The sequence below is a fragment of the Enterobacter sp. MGH 37 genome, from assembly GCF_000534515.1.
Lineage (GTDB): Bacteria > Pseudomonadota > Gammaproteobacteria > Enterobacterales > Enterobacteriaceae > Enterobacter > Enterobacter kobei.
Genome location: NZ_KI973205.1, coordinates 1,126,729 through 1,143,852, shown reverse-complemented (window position 1 = coordinate 1,143,852; position 17,124 = coordinate 1,126,729). Strand labels below are relative to the sequence as shown.

The following is a 17,124-nucleotide window of genomic DNA, read 5'->3' as shown; positions in this document are numbered from 1 at the left end:
AGTTAAAAGGAGTTTTAATGTCTACAGAATCACTTCTTGATGCGATGCTAAAACATGATCGTTTTCATAATCAAAATACGATGGTTCCAGGATTAGCCCAAAGAGCAGTTGATAATGGATTCGACAGCTTAACCGCGAAGCAACAGGCAGTTTTAGAACCTTTCTTAACCGAGAAATGTGATGGAGTTACCAACCCTGGAGGACATCATAACGACTGCCAAGTCATACTTGAGGGTGACGATCTCGAAGGTGCTATTGAAAATGAAATGTATTATGGAGGGCTGCTATGCCCTTCATGCGTCGACGAAAAGGAGCATTACAAGGCTGAATGGGAAAGAATTCAGCGCGAGTAATTCATAAACATTTTTAATCGGCGGCCTGATCTATTGGTGTGGTCGCCTTTGTTTTGGCTAACCTGCAATTTCGTCTAACTGTTCGGTCTGCTCTGTCGGTACTGGCGTGAACTGCACGCGCTTCACGTCGTCAGGAGCGAAGTAAAGCCACTCGCCCGTCTCGGTCGCCAGCGGCACAAAGCCGTTCACCAGCTCAGGCTGACGTCGTGACATCTTGCCCGTGAAGGTTTCGCCTGTTTGGGTGGTTAGCGTGATTTGGTAGATGTCGGACATTGAGAGCCTCTTTATCCGTTTGTTAGGGTATTGCCATTACGATGAGCCTACCCATGGTGATGGCAATAAAAAACCGCACGATGGCGGCTACTGTTTGAATATCAGGGTGTTACTTGTCATTAACCCTGGGTAAGGTAAGCATTCAGCCCGTCAGTGGTGGGACACTGGCGCACATATGCGCAGAGGGATGGCTGAATAACTCTTCGAAGGAATAAGGATGATCACCAAAGTAAAAATCAAATTTATTTCCCCTATTGATGGATCGGTATCAGATACCCCCACGGAGCATGCAATTCCCGTAGTTCCATTGACAATATGGCCAAGTAGCCCAAAAGATATAAACGTTTATAAACCAAATGGATTGAAGGCTGGTGCCTACGCACTTATAGATACCGGAGCAGATCTTTGCTATGTGGATTCAGACTTTGCTGACAATTTAAAACTCCCAGTCGCGGAAAAAACAACTGTAAGCGGAGCCACCTCAACTATAGAAACTACAGTTCGGCACGCGGTAATATCGTTCACTGAAGACGAAAGAGTTTTTTCAACAGAATTGACTTCAGTACCATTGGTAAGTAACGGGAGAAAATTCCAAGTCGTTTTCGGAATGCAACTAATTAAAATGGGCGCCCTTACGATGGATTTTTCCAATCAAGTATTTGAGTTAACATTTTTTAACTAACCCCCCAGGGATACCTCCCTCTTTTGCAAGACTGGATAAGGGCATTGCTTTTGCTGTTTTCCTAGAATCGGTACCAGAATTGAGTTGCGATTTAATATCTTTTAATTCGCTCTCAATTCTCTTTACACGTTCAGCTAAAGTCATGATTGCCTCTTAATAATCGCTTAACATCTACAAAGCCTTCCCGAAGACAATACATACCATTATCAAGCCCACCAGCAGGTGAGCTTTGTAATGGAAAGCCGTTGTGAAAGTGGCTCTCAAAAACCACAGATTTGTGGTTATGCGGCCAAGCGGTGCTGCTCTTCGATAAGTGGCTGGCGGTGATTACGCTCGAACATGCCGCGCAGCACTTCTTTGCGTTGTTCGAAGTCCCACCCCATGCTGATGAATACCGTGTTGGCGCGCTGTAGCTCGGTGATGCAGTGAATTTGTTCCGGCGTCAGGTAATCGCGGATCGGCTCTTTCTTCCCGATTTCGTGATGCACGCGGAACTTGGCCGCCGTCATGCCCAGCGCCAGTCGGTTAATCAGGTCAGCTTCGTTGCTGAAGTGATGCGGGGCGATCTGCTTACCCTGCGCCTCACGCTCATGCTTGATGGCATCGGTCATAGGCTTGTACTCCAGACGCGCCGAGTTGCGATCCATCTTCTTCTTCGCCAGCGCGCTGCGCATAGTGAAGAATTCATATACCAAGCGCTTTTTGAATTCACGCACAACTTCATTGTTTCGCATGTAGGTGATCAACAGCGTGGTTTGCTGTTCGTTTAGCAGTGCTATTTCCTGCTTCTGCATGCCTCCATCGGTTTGAAAGGGTCGCATTTCAAATTCCACCCTTCCGAACTCTTCGAGGTCGCTTTTGTACTTCCTGATGAGTTGAATCACTGGCTTGTGATCCTTCATGACACCACTGGCGATCACTGCCGAGTTGGTGACCAGGTCGAGCTTCTTGATTTCAACTAATTGCATGGCGATGTTCCTTTAGAAAGATGAGCCTGTTCGCACAGAAAAGCCGCCCCGAGATGGTCGCCACCATATACGGCAGTTCTCAGGCTCAGCTTTCTGAAAGACTCGGGATTGTTATGCGCTGCGATGCGCGGTTTACTGCGGGCATAAAAAAGCCCGACCGAAGTCAGGCTCTGTTATTTGGGTAACGAATCATTTAAGACACTGCTCTTTGATGTAGTCCTGCATGCCGCGAATCATCTTGTCAGCGGTTGCGATTCCGTCCCGGTGATCGAAATAATTCCGTCGAGCGTCTGGAGTAAGTTCGGGGGCTCCTGCATCATCCACGCCGGTGGAGGAGGTGGCTTTTGGCACTCCAGGGCAGGTTGCGGCGATGCGCAGCCGTTTAGCGCCAGAATCGACATCCCGACGCAAATCGTTAATGGTTTTTTTCGCATCGGACAATTCCTTCGTGTATTTGGTATCCAGCGCAGCAACATCGCGCTGACGCACCTGCATGTCTTTGATGGTGGCGTTCGCCAGGCGGAGACTCTTGGTGGCTTTGTCGCGCTGGTCTTTGTAGGTGATGGCGTTGTCGCGGTACCGGTTTACGAAGAACGCCAGCACGCCGATTAACGCCACCACCAGCAGCTGCAACCAGTAACGTTTGACCATATCGCCAATCATGACAGGAACAGAGCCCGCTCTGCCTCCCGGCGACGGGTGAGCCCATTCAGGACTTTACCACCAGCTTTATTCCAGCGCAGGAACTCATCGGCAGCGCCAGCGTAATCACCGGCGTTGAGTTTTCGCAGAAGGGTCGATGTCGACAGTGACCGGGCGCCGAGGTTGTAAGTGAACGACACCAGAGCATCGAATTGCCCCTGAGTCAGGTCAACTTTGACCAGGCGGGACACGTCGTTTTCATAGCTGACCAGCCCGGTCTTCAGCAGGCGTTCTGCAGTTTCCTGCTTAATCGTCATCCCGGCTCGGATCGGTTTGCCGTCGACAGGCTTGGTCCAGCCATAGCCGATCGTCCACACTCCGACGCTGTCCTGATACGCGGTGAGCTTGCAGCCTTCGAACTGCTTGATCAGGGCAATGCCTTTATCACTGGTTTGCATTCTTCATCCCCGTCAGACGTTCCCAGAAGTACGTCAGTGCCACGGACCCCATCGCCCCGCTGATACCAGAAGTAACCAGGATCATGTAAAGGCTAAGCCCGCTTTCAACGCTGATTAGGCCACCAATAAGACCGGTAAAGCCGGACACTGCAATTTGCGCCAGCGCATTGACCCAGCTCCAGGCGGCTTTGTTCTGCTTCACGTCAATAAGGTATCGGACCAGGCCGCCCCAGCATGACAGAGCAAGGACAATCAGCCATGACACTCCGGCAATGCTTTCTTTATCTTGCATACGTTTAGCCATATCACCTCCGAAAGAACGGGGTGCTGTTTGTAGTAAGGGATCAGGCCCTCGGGACGATTTAACAAGTAGGCGTGTCGATGATGGTTCCCGGAGCCTGGAATAAAAAACCTGGCGAATAGCCAGGAAGATGAGGGTAAGGCAATGCCGGCTCTCTGGCCGAAGGGTCCCAGGTAGTGGGTTCGGTGTGCGGCGTACCGCAAATAAAAAAGCCCAAGGCGCTAACCTCGGGCTTGAATTTTTTTGGCTTCGGAACGACTGAACGGATTCCCAGCGTTAGAGATGAATCTATCCAGTTTTTCCGCGAAATGCAATACCTATTTCCTATATATTTTCAATATCAGAGAAAATTATTTTCATCTCGTTACTTTTGAGAGAATGGCATCAGCCATAGACTCCTGCTTATGGCATTCGGCGACAAGTTCCTCAAAGAGCGGCTGAAGTTGGTCATAAGCCGCCGTTTTCTTTATCTCCGCAACAGTATTAATTCCCTCTATCACCGTTGAGAACTTCAGTCTGGCGTAACCTCTTCCACCGCAGCGGTCACAGGCTTTCATCACCGGAACGCCCTGGCGATCGCTTTCTGCCTTGTCCAGCACCTTACCTTTGCCATGGCAGCGACACGAATTGCTGATAACGCCTTTTCCGTTACACGGCTTGCATTTAACTCGCACCACCTCACGCGCCTGTGTCCAGCTCTCCCAGTCGCTTGGGCGAACGGCACGCGACATTTTCGACCAGTAAGGCGGTTTCCCCCATGGGTATGAGACCTTGTTGGTAAACACTTGCGCCTCTGTAAATCCGCCACCATCACAGCAATCACATTTTCGAGTGCTGGCAGCACTTCTTGAATAATCCTGGTATGCAAAAGCGCAGAGAACCTTAAGCACGCCTGACCGAGCTGATTCATCGAGTTCAGACAGTGCTCTGAATTTACCTGATAACTTACGTGCCTGCTCATAGAGTCTCTCCAGTGCTATATCTGGGCTGCTAATGCCGATTTTCGAGAGGTAAAGATCGAAACCAAACCCGCACTTGTGGCCAGCAAGGCCAAGCGCCGCCATAACGTCAGTGCCGGTGAGACTGTCTGATGCGGTTGCGTGAGGAGAGTCACTGAACATCGGTGATTTAGGCGCAAAGTATTTAGCGATTGATTCGAGGTTCATTATGCGGCTTCCTTCTGTGGCTGGTTGGTTTTGGTCTGGCTGTGCTTTGCTACTGGCGGTAGGTTGGCGCGCTTAACGCTTTCTGCCTGGTACCGCAGGAAGTCTGTGTGGTTCATTCGACCTCCAGTTCGGTGATGGTCAGTTCAAGCCTGCCGCCTTTCACGATTGGCATCCTCTTCACGCTGTAGTAGTCGACCTGCTGGTCATCGAGCCAGAACCCGGATTTCGTCAGGGCGTCGAACGCGGCCTTTTGCAGATTGTCCAGGTCGCGGCGGCGGCGATCCGGCATATGGCACTCAATACGTATTTTCACGGGTGTAGCTAGGCCGATATCCAGCATTGAGTCTTTGATGATTCTGGCGACACTGTCGCGGTACGCCTGCCCCTCTGTGCTGATGTGCGTGCGCCCGCGGTTATGCCGGTAGTAGCGGTTGTTGCTCGGCGGCCACGGGAGGCTGATGCGATATTCATTCATGCTTTTACGAGCCCCTCTTTCAGCCAGATAACCTGTGTGCGGGCCATGCCCTCCAGCGCGCACTCCTTTGCATATTCCGCATCGACCAAGCGGGTGCGGCGATCAATCTCGTCGTGGCAACTGCTGCATGCGATGGTGGCGATCAGGTCTGGCGGCTTGATTCCGGTACCGCAGAGGCCAGCAATTCGGATGTGGGCCAGTACTGAGGTTTCAGGGTTTCCATTGCATACGCCCGGGATACGCACCTGACATTCGCGGCCGCGTGCGGCTTTGCATAAATTAGCCATGCGCCCTCCTCGCCGCGAGACGCAGCCATTTCTTATCGACCAGGTCGGATGTGTAGTCTTTCAGTGTCGGGATGTCGGAGGGCTTAACCGCGGGCTTGCGCTGGCGGCGCGCCGGAACGCGGAAGATTTCGTTTGTGATGACGCGTGCGAGAGGGCTAGCCATTACGCAACCCTCCCGAAGTAATCACCTGAGTAGCGAACTTCACGGAGTTGCACGCCGTTTTGCATAGCAAATGCCTGGCTGTATTCGATGAGACTGGTCATGCGACGGATGCCCATCTTCGCAGTGCTTTCCCGGATGGCGCAGAACTCCCCTTCCAGACCCGGCACCACTTCACCAGGCTTACCGGTGGCAATGGCATGGCCTGAGACATACAGGACTTTCCATGAAGCGAGGTCGCGTGACTTGCCAGCCCATTGCAATTGCTTCGCTGTATCGCCACAGAGAGCGTGGAAGAGGTCGTTTTGGGCGAGAGTGCGGTCAGCCTCAGAAAACTTCACCACGAGCGGCAGAGCGTCGTTAACGGGCAGCTTCCTGATGTAGTCGATGAGGTTATCGCGAACGCGTTCGTCGCGGAGGTAGAAAACAGGCTGTTTCATACGCCACCTCCGAGAGGTAACGCAGAATGAAGAAAATCGCAGGTGCATTTCTGCATCTGTGACAAGGTGAGGAGTTCAGATTGTGGTCGCATTTAAGTCCCCTTAAATGCGCAGAAGTCACCGGAGTTGTTCAGGCTCCGATGACATGATTATGGACGGTTGATTCAACAAAATCAACGCGAGAAAAAGGCCTCCGGAGAGGCCCTGGCTGTCGATATGGGGATTCCCATTTCGCTTGTATGGTAGCTATGGTTTGAATCTATGCTTAGTTAACCTCGCCCCCAGTTCCCACTCTTCCATGGCCACAGTCTTACCCTTCCTGATTTGGCTTTCTACCTCCTGCTGCGGCGCTGCTGGATACGCACTACCTTCCTGCCCTGGCTCATTACTTCCGGTGCATGCATTACGGTGGTCATTGGCGTGCGGGCAGCGTTTGTTGCCGCATTCAGGGCAGACGACAAAGCGGCTATCACTAAAAGTCAATGGGCGGCAGGTTAGGCATGAGCAACCCGGAATCACCGGAGAGTTGCCGCTCACAGCCTCCTGAAAGCGTCCAAGCTCCACATACTCCTGACATGACCACCCGCCATCAATAAAATCGCGAGCTTCAACAGCGTCGAAAGTGAACGATGTTTCACCGCCAGTTGGTGAGGTTAAGCCGTACAGGTCTGCTACCGGCTTAAACTGCGTGGCTGTTATGGTACCCTCATTGGTGAGGGTGCCATTGGCACCCTGAAGCATGGCTGCGCGATAGGCGTTCCAGCCGACAGCTTTTCCGTGTTCAAACGCGCTGTCAAAGTCATCATCCATTTCCATCGCATCAGGCACAGATACCGGCACTGTAGGGGCGGTGTATAACCGAGTGCCATCTTTGAAATTCTCCCAGCCAGCCTGACCATCAGCGGCTATGCACTCCACCCTTGCATCCGGGTGGCATCCACAATCGTCAAACTCACCGAGGACTACCTCGCCAACAGCCTCCGCTTCGAGCGATGCCAGCGCGATACGCGCCAGCTTCAGTACCACTTTGGGAGTTATTTTTTCACTGAAGTGCTCTCGCGCTTTCTTTTCCGACCACACGACAGGCCACAGGACTTCTTTCGCTGCTGCTTCGATTTGCTGTAACTGCTCTTTGGTGAACTCTCTGGTAATAGTGCTCATGGGTTAGCCCTCAACCTTGCGCGGTGCTCCGCGATATTCTGGTGCCGGAACGTGCTTAGGCGCGGCAATGACATGCTTCAGCATTTCTTTCCAGGTCGCTGCGTTATTACGAAGCCAGCGACCATCGTTATCGTCAAAGAAGCCTTTAGCGACCGAGTGAGACAATTGCTCGGCGACATCGCACGGAACCGCCACAGTCTGAACGCCGTTGTTGTAGTAGCCGAGGTTGGATAGCACATGGCTTTCAGCATAACGCCCTGCCGTGTGGCATCTGCACCGATATCCGCTATTGTCTGCTGCCCACAGCGTGATATACGGGTCGCCACGCTGGGTATGTGCGGTACTCAGAATGAAATATTCACGTTCCATGCTCACTCTCCTTTAGCGGCTGCGGCGGCGCTTAGCTTGGTATTCACGTCGCCTTCAAAAATAGGCAGCACACCAATGGCTGCAGCCCAGTTCTTAGCCAACTCAGGGTCAGATGTCTCGTCGGTGTAGTCTGATGCTCGCCAACCAATAATTCGCTTCTGGTCAGGAAGGCCAGAATTTCTCTTCTCTGATGCTTGCTCTAACGCATTAAGAAGAGTTCGTATTTCCTGCTGCTGAGTGGCTATGGTTGAGTCCTTGGCTTCCAGCTCATCCAACATCCTACCCAGAGTTTTGGTGTGCATTTCTTCTCGCTCAAGCAATGCTGTTCCGCAATGTCGTTGCTCAAGTTCAGCAATCTCATCCAGCAGCACCAGCACGGTTTCAGGGGTACAATGTTTCAGAAAGTCGTTCAGTGCAGTGATTCGCTGGTCGAACGGCATAACTGGCGCCTCTCCAGCGATTTTTGCGTTCGCCGCCGCTTCACGTAATGCGCGTTTGTCGATGTTGCTCATTGGGCGGCCTCCTCCATGGCTGGGTCTGCTGGTAAAGTCATGTGCGGCACTTCAATCAGTTCTGCCCGAGCATCAGCCGTGTTAAGCGCCATTAATGCGACGATCCGCTTCTGCTCAGCATCCATTCGTAACGCTACTGTCTTGCCGTTCATATTGAAGAACACCGCAACGTTTTTGATATCTTCGATTTTCATACCCCTACCCTCCCCCAAACCATCAATACCCTTCTCATCGCCGCGCTGTTGCGGCACTCCTGGCAGATCACGTTTGTGTCCGTCCGCTGAATTAACTTCGACTTGCCCTGCCTCATACCCGGTATCGTGTCAGGGGCGAAGCGCATGCCGTAACTGGTCAGGCTGTAAAGGCGCTGGCCGTATTTTCCTTCGCAGCTAATCAGGCCGTCGGCCAGCAGCGTGCTCACCGTTCCCGATATCTTTTTGGTGTCCATGCCGATAAGCCCTGCCAGTTTTGCGTTGTTCAGTCCTGGGTTATTGCGCAGGGCTGCCAGCACCTGCTCACGGATTGTTATGGTCATCTCACACCATCCCGTTCGACTTGTTGCGGTTGTACTTCGCCAGCAGCAGCTGGATCGGCGTCGGCCCGTGCTCGGCAGCCGGTGCTGCAATCGCCCGGCGTACCGGCGGAACTGGCTTACCCTCGGTGACGCGCTTCTCCCACATGTCCAGCAGATCACCCGCCTCGCGTGCCAGTTCACCATGAGTCAACTGGCGCTCTGTGCTGCGGTGGCGCAGTTCAACGCAGATGTGGTACATGACCGGCTGCGACCAGGGGAATTGCTCACTGGAAGTGAACTCGAACGAACGATTACGCCAGTCCCAGTATTCGGTGATCACCTGGTCAACGGTGATACCCAGCGCGCCGCCGCTCTGTTTGCACCAGGCGACGAACTGGCCCGGAGACGGCAGGAATGGACGCTCCTGGCGGCGAGCTACACGCATGCCGGCATCGACCTGAGCCATGGTGTGGATCCCGTTCTCCTGAAACGCCAGCAGCCACTGACGGCGGAATTCGTTCAGGTCTTCCTGGGTGCGGAAGTTCGCCATACTGGCCGGGAACGCGGCGCGCAGCTCGTTGAACAGCTTGTTGAATACCTGAGCCACCTGCTCGACTGGCGCGCGCTCTTGATATTGCTCAGGCAGGTTATGGGCCATGCGGCTCATCTGCTCGCGGTCATGGTTACGCATCTGCTCTGCAAGAGATTTCATCGAATCACCTCATAAGCCCAGTCAGTGTTGTTGAAGTCCAGATCCGGCTTGGCGGCTGGTTTGCCGCGTACTGCCGCTTGCTTGTTCTGATAACTCAGCTTCTGGCTGGCAGTGATAAACCAATTTTTTGGCTTCTCATGCGTGAACTCGATATCCAGCTTCTGAAGTTCGTAATTCAGGTCTATCAGCGGGTACAGGTTTAACCATGCTTGATAGTCCTTGTGGTTCAGCCGAACGATTTGGCCCTCGAATGCGTACCGACTCGATATCTCATGAATATCCGCATTGGCCTCTTCGCAAGACGCGTAAGCGGCTTGGGTGTTAACCAAGGAATCAGGATCAGGGATAGGGGAATCAGGAATCAGGTTAAGGGAATCAGCAGGATTTAAACTGTTCTTAACCTGTTCTTGCACCTTACTAGCACCGTGCTTTTCTTGTGCTTCGTTATTTTCAATGACTTGAGGCTTTCCCTCTTCTTCCTTTTCCTCTTTTGCATCTGAATTGCACTGTTCTTGTTCGGTGCCATTTTGGTTCTGAGACGGTTCTGGTATCTCACTTGCCGCTTCTTTGCAGTGCGGGTTCTGGTGTTTTTTCCAGTTAGAAACTTGAATGTATGAATCGCCTTTCACCTGGTAACGATTGATGAATTTATGCTGATGCAGCTGCTGCAATAAAGCATCACAATCGACATCATCGAACGGCAGCACCATGGCTTTAATTTTCTTAGGGCGGTCATCCAGGCGACCCTCTTTATCGGCAATAGTCCACAGACCAGCGAAGAGAATGCGAGCCAGTGGCTGACATTCTGCAAGCTCGTCGTTCGTGAAAAATCCTGGCTTGATGTTTCGTGAGCGAGCCATCAAAATCCTCCTGGTTTCTGCGGACCATACACACCCGCAGCTTCTTGGGATGCAATGTATGCTTCGCGATGTTGAATGTACTCACGGACGACAGGTATTCCCCTCCCATCCATAAACGCTAACGAGCAACCACCCCTATTGACGAGGTGCAGGTATTCCCTTCCAATTTCTACCAATCTTTTTGTCGCCGCGTACTGGCAGCCAAAAACTGATATATCGAGATCGTCAAACAGTTCTTGCAAAGAGAAAGGTTCGCTCTGCTCAATGCAAATAACGTCATAAGAATCAGCAAGTTCCTCTATCGTGGCGCTACGGCTGATTAAACCGATTGCATCAGCTGCTTCAGCGATTTCTTCTTCAGTACATCTGAAAAACTCACGACTAGGATTGATTCGGCAGTTGGACAGGTATTGATGAAACTCCTGTTCATGGCCTCTCGGGTTATCGGAAAAGTAGGCGCTATGGACTTCAAATGGCGCCGGTATGCCAGTGCCCTGTGAAATCTGAGCAGCACGCATTTCAGGCTCATTTACTGTCATTCCAATTTTGAAGATTCCCGGCATGTATGGATTTTTGAGCGCGTAAATCCACCCTTGAGATCTGAGACCGCCAGGAAGATCAAGATGCTTAACCTTCTCTTTCTCCAGGCTGAGCGGCAAAAACATCGTGTTATGCATCAATTTCTCTGCCATAATTACTCCCGTTACTTGGCGTAACACAGTGTTTGGAAGGCCTTTGAAGTGACCGCTTCAAGGGCTTTTTCTTTTCTGGTGCCTCTCACATAACCCCCAGCATTGAAGTGACCATGGCCATCAGCGGCGCGGTCAGGTCCGGGTCGACACGGAACATCTCTACAATCCCCTCACTGAGTTCCTTGAGCTTCTGGTGACGCGGAGCGTTCATCGCAACGGCCACTTTCGCCTCGCTCGTTTCCTTCTCAAGTCGAGCTAAGCGGGACATGAAACTGTCCTCGGGAAGAAGTCGATGGCGATACTCCAGAGGCAGAACGGCCATGATTGCGGGTGTCAGCTGGCGGACGTTTTCGCGGTACTGCTCAGAGTCGAAACGGTTATCCAGAAAGCGAAAAAGTTTCTGGCGCGCCCTGCTGATGTCTTCCGGGAAGCTGATAGCGGTCCCGCCCTGCTCCCGGTATTCGTTGATGATCAGCGCAGAAACGACGTCCTGATTGTCCAGCGCCGACGACCATGCCCGGACCGCATCGCGGATCTTTTCGTGGTCTGGCACCGCCTTAGCTTGAGCGCGGTTTATCACCGCTCCCGGGTGTATTCCGGTATTGTGTTGATACGCAAGTGAATGCATTGCTTTCCCTTTCGTGGTTAGGGCCGCCGTTAAGCGGCATGGTTTTCTGGGTGTGGAAACAGGTCGGGAAGATCAGGTCGAATTTCGTGTGCCTTAATCTCGCCACCAGTAGCGTTTACGATGGCTGTTACTTTTTCCGGAGACACGGAACCACCGTTAAGCCACTTGTGAACCGCTGGCTGGCTAACGCCGCAAATATCCGCGAGTCGCTTCTGGCTGCCAACGATTTCTAAAGCTCGTTGAATAACTTTGTTCATGGATTTTACCTATCCGATTACTGGATTAATGAAAAGATAACCCAAGTTATGGGTATTGTCCATAACCTTTGTTATTTTACTCTGCATAACCTGAGTTATATATTGGCGCTATGAAAACATTCGCAGATCGACTTAACGCGGCTATGAGCGCCGCAGGCATATCCCAAGGGCAGCTGGCTGAGAAAGTCGGCATATCTCAACCTGCAATTCAGAAAATGACATCAGGCAAAACCACAGGCAGCCGTAAGATGGTTGAGCTTGCTCATGCATTGAACGTGCGTCCGGAATGGCTCAGTTCGGGCATAGGCTCAATGAAGGACGAAGGACGCAAGGACTCCGCTATCCCACCAGAATCGGAATGGGGTAAAGTTGACGCTTGGGATAGCAAAACAGATCTGCCAGATGACGAGGTCGAAGTGCCATATCTGAAAGACATAGAACTTGCGTGTGGTGATGGTTCCTGCTTGGAAGATGACTATAACGGATTCAAACTTCGTTTTGCGAAGTCTACCCTTCGTAAGGTGGGAGCCCAGAAAGATAGCGTGCTGTGCTTCCCGGCATCAGGAAATAGCATGGAGCCCATGATCCCGGAAGGGACGACGGTCGCTATCAACACGAACGACAAAAAAATCGTTGATGGCAAGGTTTATGCAATAAGCCAGGACGGATGGAAAAGGCTAAAATCCATTTATCGTGTGAGTCCTACCCGCATCGTGATTCGCAGCTTCAACAGTGAAGAGTACCCTGATGAAGAAGCGGATATCGAGAGTGTAGAGATTATTGGTCGCATGTTCTGGACATCTACTATCTGGTAATCAAGAGGGAAGGGATGAAATTAGAACTAATAGCATTATCTTTACTGGCTTTAACTACGAACGCAATCGGCTCTAGCACCCTGAGCTGCGATTACGCTAAGTCGGACATCAGTAATGGAGCTAATGCTCCAATGATTCCAGGCGGAAAAGGCAATGTCGAATTTGATGGAAAATCCTTTAAAGCCACACGTCCAAATGGTGGTGTGATCATTTCACCAATAATCAGTGAACAAAAAAATGGAATGCTTTTTCTTGACGACAAGACAAAAGTGTTCGCGGCAAGCCTTTCTAAAACTGATTTCGCTATCTCTGACCGAATTGCTCGAATTACTGAGCAATGGGCCAACTGCATTGATGTTAGTCCATCGCCGAACAATTCAGATAACGAAAAACCGGCAACTGCCTGGAAATATAGGTCTCTCACGAAGCAGGAGATAAATGCTGTTGAGGCAGCAGTGAAAGACCAATTGAAGGATCCAGAAAGTGCCAGATTCAAGCACTCTAAGTTTGTGAGCAACGGGAAAGGCGCTTACTGCGGCCTGGTTAATTCCAAAAACTCATATGGCGGCTATGCTGGAAACACTCCTTTCATGGTCATGCTTATCAACAATGGCAAACCTCACGCTGGCTTTATTGGTATGGGCGGAGATGATGCCGAGACCCTGTCAACGCTATCCGTCTGCAAAGACAGTGGTTATTTCTAAACCCCACCTTGATTGAAAGCCCCGCATTGCGGGGTTTTTTATTGCCAGGAATCCCCCCCCGCCACATTTTTTACAAAAATAAATTCATTTAGTTATCAGTAGATTATAACTTATGTGATGATAATTATAAATTAGGTTATTGCCATCACCCATAACTAAGGTTATCTTTAACTCATCGAAACGAAACATCGACAGCTGAGCGAAGTTAGCCAGCGGCGGACAGCAAGTCGCCTGCTTTTTAACAACATGCAGATTTACAGCGTCAATGACCTGTTATGACCCCTACACGTAAACGTGCTGTATCACCGGGTGCGATCCGGTCGGTGAGAGAGTATCCCCGCGCGAGAGCGAGAACGGCGTGAGAACGGGCAACACTGGCAGAGAGTTGGCGCTGACCAATACAGGGAATGTTTTGGGATTGGATGAATGAGCAGGCTGATGCTCGACCGATGTATTCACAGCGCTCATGGCAAGCAGTAACCAATCTGCGCCTCAAGACAGCGTCACTGGTAGTGCGGGCGCTCTAACCAGTAAGCCGGAGATCAGCGCCGGCCATCCAATCGCCAAAGCATTTCTTCCGCGTCAGCGGGCAAATCACATGAGGTGAAGTATGAAAGAGACAATCGCAATTATTGGTGCTGATGCTCTGTTTACGAAGCGCCCCGACATGTCAGAGGTTAGCGACATCATTAGTTATCTGATGACACGCGATTCATATGCACGCCCAGAGGACGCAGATGGTGACCCGGTGAAGCGGTACGCCATCGTTTGCAAAATCACGGTTGAAGAAATTGATTAAAGCTGCCAGTGGCGGCCTTTTTTTACGCCCGTCAGCGGGTAACGACAGAGGGTAATGGTATGGAGATTGTTGTAAGGGTAACAGTTGCTGAGCTTGAAGAGTCGAATTTGTCGACTGGCGAATTGCACAGCGCAATCCTTGAGGATTTAGACTCCGCTCGGGACTACCCAGGATTCAACGTGAAAATTGAAATTGTTAGTCAGCAAGAATAACCCGCTACGGCGGGTTTTTTCATACCTCAGTCGCTTCACCGAGGCGGCTTAGTTATGACAACTGGCGGCCATCCACCGCCCATTAGCGCAGAAGTCTTGTATTAACCGTTCCGTTCGCCGCGATAAGGCCAAGAGGATTTATGAGCAACCCAATCACAGTAGGTTTTTCAGGCCTGACGAAGCGAATTTTCGCGGGTCGTTCAAAGCCGAGCAAATTGGCGCCCGGCGTTCGCGAGTTCACCGGTGAGAAATTTGATGTCACAGATGAGGCGCTATTTGCAGTGGCCCATCTTCTCGCGGTTCGTGATGACATCCTGATATTCCCGACAGCTGATGGGAAAGAGATTCACCTCCGCGCCGACATCAAAGAAAAGCGGGAGGCATCATGACAGTCACCCACAACGGCAAGCAGTACACCGCCAAAAAGCTCAACGATAACGAGTGGCAGCTGACGTCGGTATCGGCACCGCGGGAAAAACTGGTGCTGAACCGCTGGCAGATGCATATCGCTGGCCTCCTGGAACAGGTTGAGGTGAAGGTATGATTGGAATGCACTACGGCACCGCATCAGTGCCACGTAGCGAGGTTTTACCGGGCACAATGCTGCAACACCACGGCAAAACTTATCGCGCCTCTGCGAACGTTGAGAAAGGCCTGTACGCCTTCAACATCTTCGAAAAAACCATCATCAAAAGTGATTCCGTCGTTGTGCTGCTGAATGAGCGCGGCGAGCCGATGGTTCACTGATATTAACCACCCTATTCAACCGATCGGCCTGGCTTTTTGCGGGCGGCCTTCGCACGCACTTTTTAAGGAGTCTTTATGCAACCTTATGAGCGATTAACCTCTGAACGTCTGGCAAGTTTGCCAGAAGGATCCCGACTGAAACTCGGCGGTCAAATTATCAAACTTACCGGGCGCGGGTCATTCACCAACAGCGCCGGGAGAACTGAGAACATGATCGAGTATGTCGATTCCCGTGGCGTTCCCGGCAGTTTTGCAGAAAGCATCATTCTCGACTCGGCTACCGAGTACCTCAGCTCTGTAATGTGTGCTTACTGCGGTGCGCGGCGCCATAAGAGCGATTGCACTGTTCAGACGGTATCGACCTACATGTCGACGTCACAAAAGCATTTCTGCACTGACAAAGGCTGTGCTGAGAGGTTCTTCCGCCAGAACCCTTCCCGCGCCAAGACATCACGGAGAACGCGATGGTGACTCAGCAAACCGGATTGCTGATGGTTGCCATGCTCTGCCTGCTGTATGACCTGCAGCCGGCAGACCTCGAATCACTGGCCCACCAGCTCGCAGAATTTGACGCAGTTAACGACCACCTTACGGAGATTAAGCATGTTGCGAGTTATTGATACTGAAACTACCAGCCTGGAAGGCAGTGTGCTGGAGATAGCCAGCGTTGATATTGTCGACGGTGTTATCTGCAATCCCATGAGCGACTTTGTGAAGCCCACTGAAGCGATCAGCTTCGAGGCAATGGCTATCCACCATATCACTGAAGATATGGTCGCTGACGCCCCGCTGATTGGCGAGGTTATCGGGCGTTACCTTGGCGCGCAGGCTTATGTCGCACACAACGCGAAGTTCGATAAATCTAAGCTGCCGCAAATCGACGCTCCCTGGATTTGTACCGCTAAGCTGGCCCGCGCTCTTCTCCCTGATCATCCAAGCCACAGTAACCAGTACCTGCGTTACAGCCTGGGCCTGAAACCTGAACTGCCTGAAGGCCTGTATGCGCACCGCGCGCTGTATGACTGCTACGTAACTGCTGAATTGCTTCTGTACATGGGTCGCCTGGCGAAATGGACGTTTGGCGAAATGCGCGCCATTTCAAACAGCCCTTCACTGATTAAGGCTATCCGGTTCGGCAAACACAAGGGCCTGACGTTCGAAGAGATTGCGAAGGTCGACCCTGGCTATCTCCGCTGGTTGTCCAGCAACAGCGATGACGAAGACATTCTCTTCACCATTAAACACTGGCTTAAGGGGTAATTCATGGCGGTGATGACTCTCATCCTTGCCGACTCCGGGTATGGCAAGACGTACAGCATCCGCAACGTTAACCCGGAAAACGCTATTCTCGCTCGCTGTATTCGTAAGGCCCTTCCGTTCCGTAATAACGGCTGGAAGCTCCACGGAAAACGCCTGCCGGATAACTCAATCCAGCGCGGGAACGTGGTTGATATCCGCAATGGACGGCATCTTCTTGACGTGATCCGTAACGCTGCGATGAGTGGCCGAAAAATACTGATTATCGATGATTTTCAGGCCGTCATGCAGCACGAGAACATGGACCGGGCCTACGAGACTGGCTACACCAAGTTCACCGAAATGGCGGAGCACGCCTGGCGCATCATTGAAGCCGCCACACAGCTTCCGGACGACTACCGCGTCTATTTCCTCGCTCACACTGAAGAGAGCGAAGGAAAAATCAGGATGAAGACCGTCGGCAAGATGCTTAACGAAAAGCTCACTCCTGAAGGGTACTTCCCTATCGTTCTGCGCATCATCAAGCGCGACGGCAAACACCTTTTCCTGTTGAAGGGCGACGACAACGACACCGTGAAGTGTCCTCCTGACCTGTTCGGTCCGGAAGTGACTGACATGGATAACGACCTGGCAGCGTTCGACAACGCAATTTCTGAATTCACTGACTTATAAGAGAGATA

The 17,124-nt window shown here is 51.6% G+C and carries 34 protein-coding genes; 12 read left to right on the top strand and 22 right to left on the bottom strand.

The features are described 5' to 3' along the window. The first annotated feature begins 17 nt into the window (after positions 1-17). Positions 18-353 (top strand): hypothetical protein, encoded by a 336-nt coding sequence (locus L383_RS18160; RefSeq protein WP_023330228.1) that lies wholly within the window; start codon positions 18-20, stop codon positions 351-353. Positions 354-410: 57 nt separating this feature from the next. Here L383_RS18160 and L383_RS18165 read toward each other — a convergent pair whose 3' ends face one another. After that, positions 411-626 carry a hypothetical protein gene (locus L383_RS18165; RefSeq protein WP_023330227.1) on the bottom strand — a complete coding sequence of 72 codons (216 nt, stop codon included), beginning with the start codon at positions 624-626 and terminating at the stop codon, positions 411-413. Between the two features lie 217 nt (positions 627-843). Between L383_RS18165 and L383_RS18170 the strand changes: the two genes are divergently transcribed. After that, entirely contained in the window at positions 844-1,308 is a 465-nt protein-coding gene (locus tag L383_RS18170; RefSeq protein ID WP_023330226.1) for a retropepsin-like aspartic protease, read from the top strand. On the opposite strand, the gene L383_RS25855 is transcribed toward L383_RS18170, so the two are convergent. From L383_RS25855 to L383_RS18250, 21 genes are all read right to left on the bottom strand, one after another. Further along, positions 1,291-1,452: a hypothetical protein gene (locus tag L383_RS25855; RefSeq protein ID WP_023303625.1), complete on the bottom strand. Its 162-nt coding sequence runs from the start codon at positions 1,450-1,452 to the stop codon at positions 1,291-1,293. The genes L383_RS18170 and L383_RS25855 overlap by 18 nt on opposite strands. Before the next feature lie 137 nt (positions 1,453-1,589). Continuing rightward, the gene (locus tag L383_RS18175) at positions 1,590-2,276 is read right to left on the bottom strand and encodes a Rha family transcriptional regulator (RefSeq protein WP_006811069.1); all 687 of its coding nucleotides are present in this window, start codon (positions 2,274-2,276) and stop codon (positions 1,590-1,592) included. Positions 2,277-2,465: 189 nt separating this feature from the next. Next, positions 2,466-2,939 (bottom strand): lysis protein, encoded by a 474-nt coding sequence (locus tag L383_RS25640; protein WP_023330225.1) that lies wholly within the window; start codon positions 2,937-2,939, stop codon positions 2,466-2,468. Then, positions 2,936-3,376: a lysozyme gene (locus tag L383_RS18185; protein ID WP_023330224.1), complete on the bottom strand. Its 441-nt coding sequence runs from the start codon at positions 3,374-3,376 to the stop codon at positions 2,936-2,938. Before L383_RS18185 ends, L383_RS25640 begins: the two co-directional genes overlap by 4 nt. Then, positions 3,363-3,668: a phage holin family protein gene (locus L383_RS18190; RefSeq protein ID WP_129318762.1), complete on the bottom strand. Its 306-nt coding sequence runs from the start codon at positions 3,666-3,668 to the stop codon at positions 3,363-3,365. The genes L383_RS18185 and L383_RS18190 overlap by 14 nt, the downstream gene beginning before the upstream one ends. Before the next feature lie 365 nt (positions 3,669-4,033). Further along, entirely contained in the window at positions 4,034-4,843 is an 810-nt protein-coding gene (locus tag L383_RS18195; RefSeq protein WP_023330676.1) for an antitermination protein Q, read from the bottom strand. Further along, positions 4,843-4,959 (bottom strand): hypothetical protein, encoded by a 117-nt coding sequence (locus L383_RS26285; protein ID WP_023330221.1) that lies wholly within the window; start codon positions 4,957-4,959, stop codon positions 4,843-4,845. The genes L383_RS18195 and L383_RS26285 overlap by 1 nt, the downstream gene beginning before the upstream one ends. Continuing rightward, positions 4,956-5,318: a crossover junction endodeoxyribonuclease RusA gene (gene rusA, locus L383_RS18200; RefSeq protein WP_023330220.1), complete on the bottom strand. Its 363-nt coding sequence runs from the start codon at positions 5,316-5,318 to the stop codon at positions 4,956-4,958. The genes L383_RS26285 and rusA overlap by 4 nt, the downstream gene beginning before the upstream one ends. Further along, positions 5,315-5,605, bottom strand: coding sequence for a DUF1364 domain-containing protein (locus L383_RS18205; RefSeq protein WP_014170199.1), 291 nt, complete (start codon positions 5,603-5,605; stop codon positions 5,315-5,317). The genes rusA and L383_RS18205 overlap by 4 nt, the downstream gene beginning before the upstream one ends. After that, entirely contained in the window at positions 5,598-5,768 is a 171-nt protein-coding gene (locus tag L383_RS18210) for a NinE family protein (protein WP_023330219.1), read from the bottom strand. Before L383_RS18210 ends, L383_RS18205 begins: the two co-directional genes overlap by 8 nt. Then, a complete protein-coding gene (locus L383_RS18215) occupies positions 5,768-6,205 on the bottom strand; it encodes a recombination protein NinB (RefSeq protein WP_023330218.1) in 438 nt (145 codons plus the stop codon). The genes L383_RS18210 and L383_RS18215 overlap by 1 nt, the downstream gene beginning before the upstream one ends. A gap of 246 nt (positions 6,206-6,451) precedes the next feature. Further along, positions 6,452-7,366, bottom strand: coding sequence for a hypothetical protein (locus tag L383_RS26085; protein WP_023330217.1), 915 nt, complete (start codon positions 7,364-7,366; stop codon positions 6,452-6,454). 3 nt (positions 7,367-7,369) lie between these two features. Then, on the bottom strand, positions 7,370-7,735 hold the full coding sequence (locus L383_RS18220; RefSeq protein WP_023330216.1) for a hypothetical protein: 366 nt from the start codon (positions 7,733-7,735) through the stop codon (positions 7,370-7,372). 2 nt (positions 7,736-7,737) lie between these two features. Next, positions 7,738-8,247 carry an ead/Ea22-like family protein gene (locus L383_RS26280; protein ID WP_023330215.1) on the bottom strand — a complete coding sequence of 170 codons (510 nt, stop codon included), beginning with the start codon at positions 8,245-8,247 and terminating at the stop codon, positions 7,738-7,740. After that, positions 8,244-8,441 carry a hypothetical protein gene (locus tag L383_RS18225; RefSeq protein WP_016066205.1) on the bottom strand — a complete coding sequence of 66 codons (198 nt, stop codon included), beginning with the start codon at positions 8,439-8,441 and terminating at the stop codon, positions 8,244-8,246. The genes L383_RS26280 and L383_RS18225 overlap by 4 nt, the downstream gene beginning before the upstream one ends. Further along, positions 8,438-8,782, bottom strand: coding sequence for a winged helix-turn-helix transcriptional regulator (locus L383_RS18230; protein ID WP_023330214.1), 345 nt, complete (start codon positions 8,780-8,782; stop codon positions 8,438-8,440). The genes L383_RS18225 and L383_RS18230 overlap by 4 nt, the downstream gene beginning before the upstream one ends. A 1-nt stretch (position 8,783) precedes the next feature. Continuing rightward, positions 8,784-9,473, bottom strand: coding sequence for a replication protein P (locus L383_RS18235; protein WP_023330213.1), 690 nt, complete (start codon positions 9,471-9,473; stop codon positions 8,784-8,786). Further along, the gene (locus L383_RS18240; protein WP_023330212.1) at positions 9,470-10,333 is read right to left on the bottom strand and encodes a hypothetical protein; all 864 of its coding nucleotides are present in this window, start codon (positions 10,331-10,333) and stop codon (positions 9,470-9,472) included. Before L383_RS18240 ends, L383_RS18235 begins: the two co-directional genes overlap by 4 nt. Further along, a complete protein-coding gene (locus L383_RS24525; RefSeq protein ID WP_023330211.1) occupies positions 10,333-11,025 on the bottom strand; it encodes a GIY-YIG nuclease family protein in 693 nt (230 codons plus the stop codon). Before L383_RS24525 ends, L383_RS18240 begins: the two co-directional genes overlap by 1 nt. Before the next feature lie 85 nt (positions 11,026-11,110). Continuing rightward, complete coding sequence (locus L383_RS18245; RefSeq protein WP_023330210.1) at positions 11,111-11,653, bottom strand: toxin YdaT domain-containing protein; 543 nt, start codon at positions 11,651-11,653, stop codon at positions 11,111-11,113. 29 nt (positions 11,654-11,682) lie between these two features. Then, positions 11,683-11,910 carry a transcriptional regulator gene (locus L383_RS18250; protein ID WP_016042179.1) on the bottom strand — a complete coding sequence of 76 codons (228 nt, stop codon included), beginning with the start codon at positions 11,908-11,910 and terminating at the stop codon, positions 11,683-11,685. Positions 11,911-12,020: 110 nt separating this feature from the next. On the opposite strand from L383_RS18250, the gene L383_RS18255 reads away from it, so the two are divergent. The 10 genes from L383_RS18255 to L383_RS18295 all read left to right on the top strand — a co-directional run bounded on the left by L383_RS18255 (position 12,021) and on the right by L383_RS18295 (position 17,116). Beyond that, positions 12,021-12,725 carry an XRE family transcriptional regulator gene (locus L383_RS18255; protein ID WP_032628895.1) on the top strand — a complete coding sequence of 235 codons (705 nt, stop codon included), beginning with the start codon at positions 12,021-12,023 and terminating at the stop codon, positions 12,723-12,725. 14 nt (positions 12,726-12,739) lie between these two features. Beyond that, entirely contained in the window at positions 12,740-13,429 is a 690-nt protein-coding gene (locus L383_RS18260) for a hypothetical protein (protein ID WP_023330208.1), read from the top strand. Between the two features lie 610 nt (positions 13,430-14,039). After that, a complete protein-coding gene (locus L383_RS18265) occupies positions 14,040-14,228 on the top strand; it encodes a hypothetical protein (protein WP_023330207.1) in 189 nt (62 codons plus the stop codon). Between the two features lie 59 nt (positions 14,229-14,287). Beyond that, on the top strand, positions 14,288-14,440 hold the full coding sequence (locus L383_RS25840) for a hypothetical protein (protein WP_023330206.1): 153 nt from the start codon (positions 14,288-14,290) through the stop codon (positions 14,438-14,440). A 140-nt stretch (positions 14,441-14,580) separates the two neighbouring features. Beyond that, positions 14,581-14,829 (top strand): DUF7446 family protein, encoded by a 249-nt coding sequence (locus tag L383_RS18270; RefSeq protein WP_022651079.1) that lies wholly within the window; start codon positions 14,581-14,583, stop codon positions 14,827-14,829. Beyond that, positions 14,826-14,984 carry a hypothetical protein gene (locus tag L383_RS26075; RefSeq protein ID WP_023330205.1) on the top strand — a complete coding sequence of 53 codons (159 nt, stop codon included), beginning with the start codon at positions 14,826-14,828 and terminating at the stop codon, positions 14,982-14,984. The genes L383_RS18270 and L383_RS26075 overlap by 4 nt, the downstream gene beginning before the upstream one ends. Continuing rightward, complete coding sequence (locus L383_RS18280) at positions 14,981-15,187, top strand: cell division protein FtsZ (protein WP_001752704.1); 207 nt, start codon at positions 14,981-14,983, stop codon at positions 15,185-15,187. Before L383_RS26075 ends, L383_RS18280 begins: the two co-directional genes overlap by 4 nt. Positions 15,188-15,651: 464 nt before the next feature. Then, on the top strand, positions 15,652-15,807 hold the full coding sequence (locus L383_RS26070) for a hypothetical protein (protein ID WP_162876078.1): 156 nt from the start codon (positions 15,652-15,654) through the stop codon (positions 15,805-15,807). Next, positions 15,791-16,447: an exodeoxyribonuclease X gene (exoX, locus tag L383_RS18290; RefSeq protein WP_032628892.1), complete on the top strand. Its 657-nt coding sequence runs from the start codon at positions 15,791-15,793 to the stop codon at positions 16,445-16,447. Before L383_RS26070 ends, exoX begins: the two co-directional genes overlap by 17 nt. 3 nt (positions 16,448-16,450) lie before the next feature. Then, complete coding sequence (locus L383_RS18295; protein ID WP_032628890.1) at positions 16,451-17,116, top strand: hypothetical protein; 666 nt, start codon at positions 16,451-16,453, stop codon at positions 17,114-17,116. Positions 17,117-17,124: the final 8 nt, after the last annotated feature.

What these genes read in the sequence shown, in the direction of transcription:
- L383_RS26285 (WP_023330221.1), bottom strand. Translation starts at nt 4,959, where the DNA reads ATGAACCACACAGACTTCCTGCGGTACCAGGCAGAAAGCGTTAAGCGC.
- L383_RS18265 (WP_023330207.1), top strand. Translation starts at nt 14,040, where the DNA reads ATGAAAGAGACAATCGCAATTATTGGTGCTGATGCTCTGTTTACGAAG.
- L383_RS18250 (WP_016042179.1), bottom strand. Translation starts at nt 11,910, where the DNA reads ATGAACAAAGTTATTCAACGAGCTTTAGAAATCGTTGGCAGCCAGAAG.
- L383_RS18255 (WP_032628895.1), top strand. Translation starts at nt 12,021, where the DNA reads ATGAAAACATTCGCAGATCGACTTAACGCGGCTATGAGCGCCGCAGGC.
- L383_RS18205 (WP_014170199.1), bottom strand. Translation starts at nt 5,605, where the DNA reads ATGGCTAATTTATGCAAAGCCGCACGCGGCCGCGAATGTCAGGTGCGT.
- L383_RS18260 (WP_023330208.1), top strand. Translation starts at nt 12,740, where the DNA reads ATGAAATTAGAACTAATAGCATTATCTTTACTGGCTTTAACTACGAAC.
- L383_RS18230 (WP_023330214.1), bottom strand. Translation starts at nt 8,782, where the DNA reads ATGACCATAACAATCCGTGAGCAGGTGCTGGCAGCCCTGCGCAATAAC.
- L383_RS18240 (WP_023330212.1), bottom strand. Translation starts at nt 10,333, where the DNA reads ATGGCTCGCTCACGAAACATCAAGCCAGGATTTTTCACGAACGACGAG.
- L383_RS18210 (WP_023330219.1), bottom strand. Translation starts at nt 5,768, where the DNA reads ATGGCTAGCCCTCTCGCACGCGTCATCACAAACGAAATCTTCCGCGTT.
- L383_RS18280 (WP_001752704.1), top strand. Translation starts at nt 14,981, where the DNA reads ATGATTGGAATGCACTACGGCACCGCATCAGTGCCACGTAGCGAGGTT.
- L383_RS26075 (WP_023330205.1), top strand. Translation starts at nt 14,826, where the DNA reads ATGACAGTCACCCACAACGGCAAGCAGTACACCGCCAAAAAGCTCAAC.
- L383_RS18215 (WP_023330218.1), bottom strand. Translation starts at nt 6,205, where the DNA reads ATGAAACAGCCTGTTTTCTACCTCCGCGACGAACGCGTTCGCGATAAC.
- L383_RS26070 (WP_162876078.1), top strand. Translation starts at nt 15,652, where the DNA reads ATGGTGACTCAGCAAACCGGATTGCTGATGGTTGCCATGCTCTGCCTG.
- L383_RS18195 (WP_023330676.1), bottom strand. Translation starts at nt 4,843, where the DNA reads ATGAACCTCGAATCAATCGCTAAATACTTTGCGCCTAAATCACCGATG.
- L383_RS18175 (WP_006811069.1), bottom strand. Translation starts at nt 2,276, where the DNA reads ATGCAATTAGTTGAAATCAAGAAGCTCGACCTGGTCACCAACTCGGCA.
- L383_RS18185 (WP_023330224.1), bottom strand. Translation starts at nt 3,376, where the DNA reads ATGCAAACCAGTGATAAAGGCATTGCCCTGATCAAGCAGTTCGAAGGC.
- rusA (WP_023330220.1), bottom strand. Translation starts at nt 5,318, where the DNA reads ATGAATGAATATCGCATCAGCCTCCCGTGGCCGCCGAGCAACAACCGC.
- L383_RS18225 (WP_016066205.1), bottom strand. Translation starts at nt 8,441, where the DNA reads ATGAAAATCGAAGATATCAAAAACGTTGCGGTGTTCTTCAATATGAAC.
- L383_RS18165 (WP_023330227.1), bottom strand. Translation starts at nt 626, where the DNA reads ATGTCCGACATCTACCAAATCACGCTAACCACCCAAACAGGCGAAACC.
- L383_RS18170 (WP_023330226.1), top strand. Translation starts at nt 844, where the DNA reads ATGATCACCAAAGTAAAAATCAAATTTATTTCCCCTATTGATGGATCG.
- L383_RS25840 (WP_023330206.1), top strand. Translation starts at nt 14,288, where the DNA reads ATGGAGATTGTTGTAAGGGTAACAGTTGCTGAGCTTGAAGAGTCGAAT.
- L383_RS18245 (WP_023330210.1), bottom strand. Translation starts at nt 11,653, where the DNA reads ATGCATTCACTTGCGTATCAACACAATACCGGAATACACCCGGGAGCG.
- L383_RS25640 (WP_023330225.1), bottom strand. Translation starts at nt 2,939, where the DNA reads ATGATTGGCGATATGGTCAAACGTTACTGGTTGCAGCTGCTGGTGGTG.
- L383_RS18235 (WP_023330213.1), bottom strand. Translation starts at nt 9,473, where the DNA reads ATGAAATCTCTTGCAGAGCAGATGCGTAACCATGACCGCGAGCAGATG.
- L383_RS18190 (WP_129318762.1), bottom strand. Translation starts at nt 3,668, where the DNA reads ATGCAAGATAAAGAAAGCATTGCCGGAGTGTCATGGCTGATTGTCCTT.
- L383_RS26085 (WP_023330217.1), bottom strand. Translation starts at nt 7,366, where the DNA reads ATGAGCACTATTACCAGAGAGTTCACCAAAGAGCAGTTACAGCAAATC.
- L383_RS24525 (WP_023330211.1), bottom strand. Translation starts at nt 11,025, where the DNA reads ATGGCAGAGAAATTGATGCATAACACGATGTTTTTGCCGCTCAGCCTG.
- L383_RS25855 (WP_023303625.1), bottom strand. Translation starts at nt 1,452, where the DNA reads ATGACTTTAGCTGAACGTGTAAAGAGAATTGAGAGCGAATTAAAAGAT.
- exoX (WP_032628892.1), top strand. Translation starts at nt 15,791, where the DNA reads ATGTTGCGAGTTATTGATACTGAAACTACCAGCCTGGAAGGCAGTGTG.
- L383_RS18270 (WP_022651079.1), top strand. Translation starts at nt 14,581, where the DNA reads ATGAGCAACCCAATCACAGTAGGTTTTTCAGGCCTGACGAAGCGAATT.
- L383_RS18220 (WP_023330216.1), bottom strand. Translation starts at nt 7,735, where the DNA reads ATGGAACGTGAATATTTCATTCTGAGTACCGCACATACCCAGCGTGGC.
- L383_RS26280 (WP_023330215.1), bottom strand. Translation starts at nt 8,247, where the DNA reads ATGAGCAACATCGACAAACGCGCATTACGTGAAGCGGCGGCGAACGCA.
- L383_RS18160 (WP_023330228.1), top strand. Translation starts at nt 18, where the DNA reads ATGTCTACAGAATCACTTCTTGATGCGATGCTAAAACATGATCGTTTT.
- L383_RS18295 (WP_032628890.1), top strand. Translation starts at nt 16,451, where the DNA reads ATGGCGGTGATGACTCTCATCCTTGCCGACTCCGGGTATGGCAAGACG.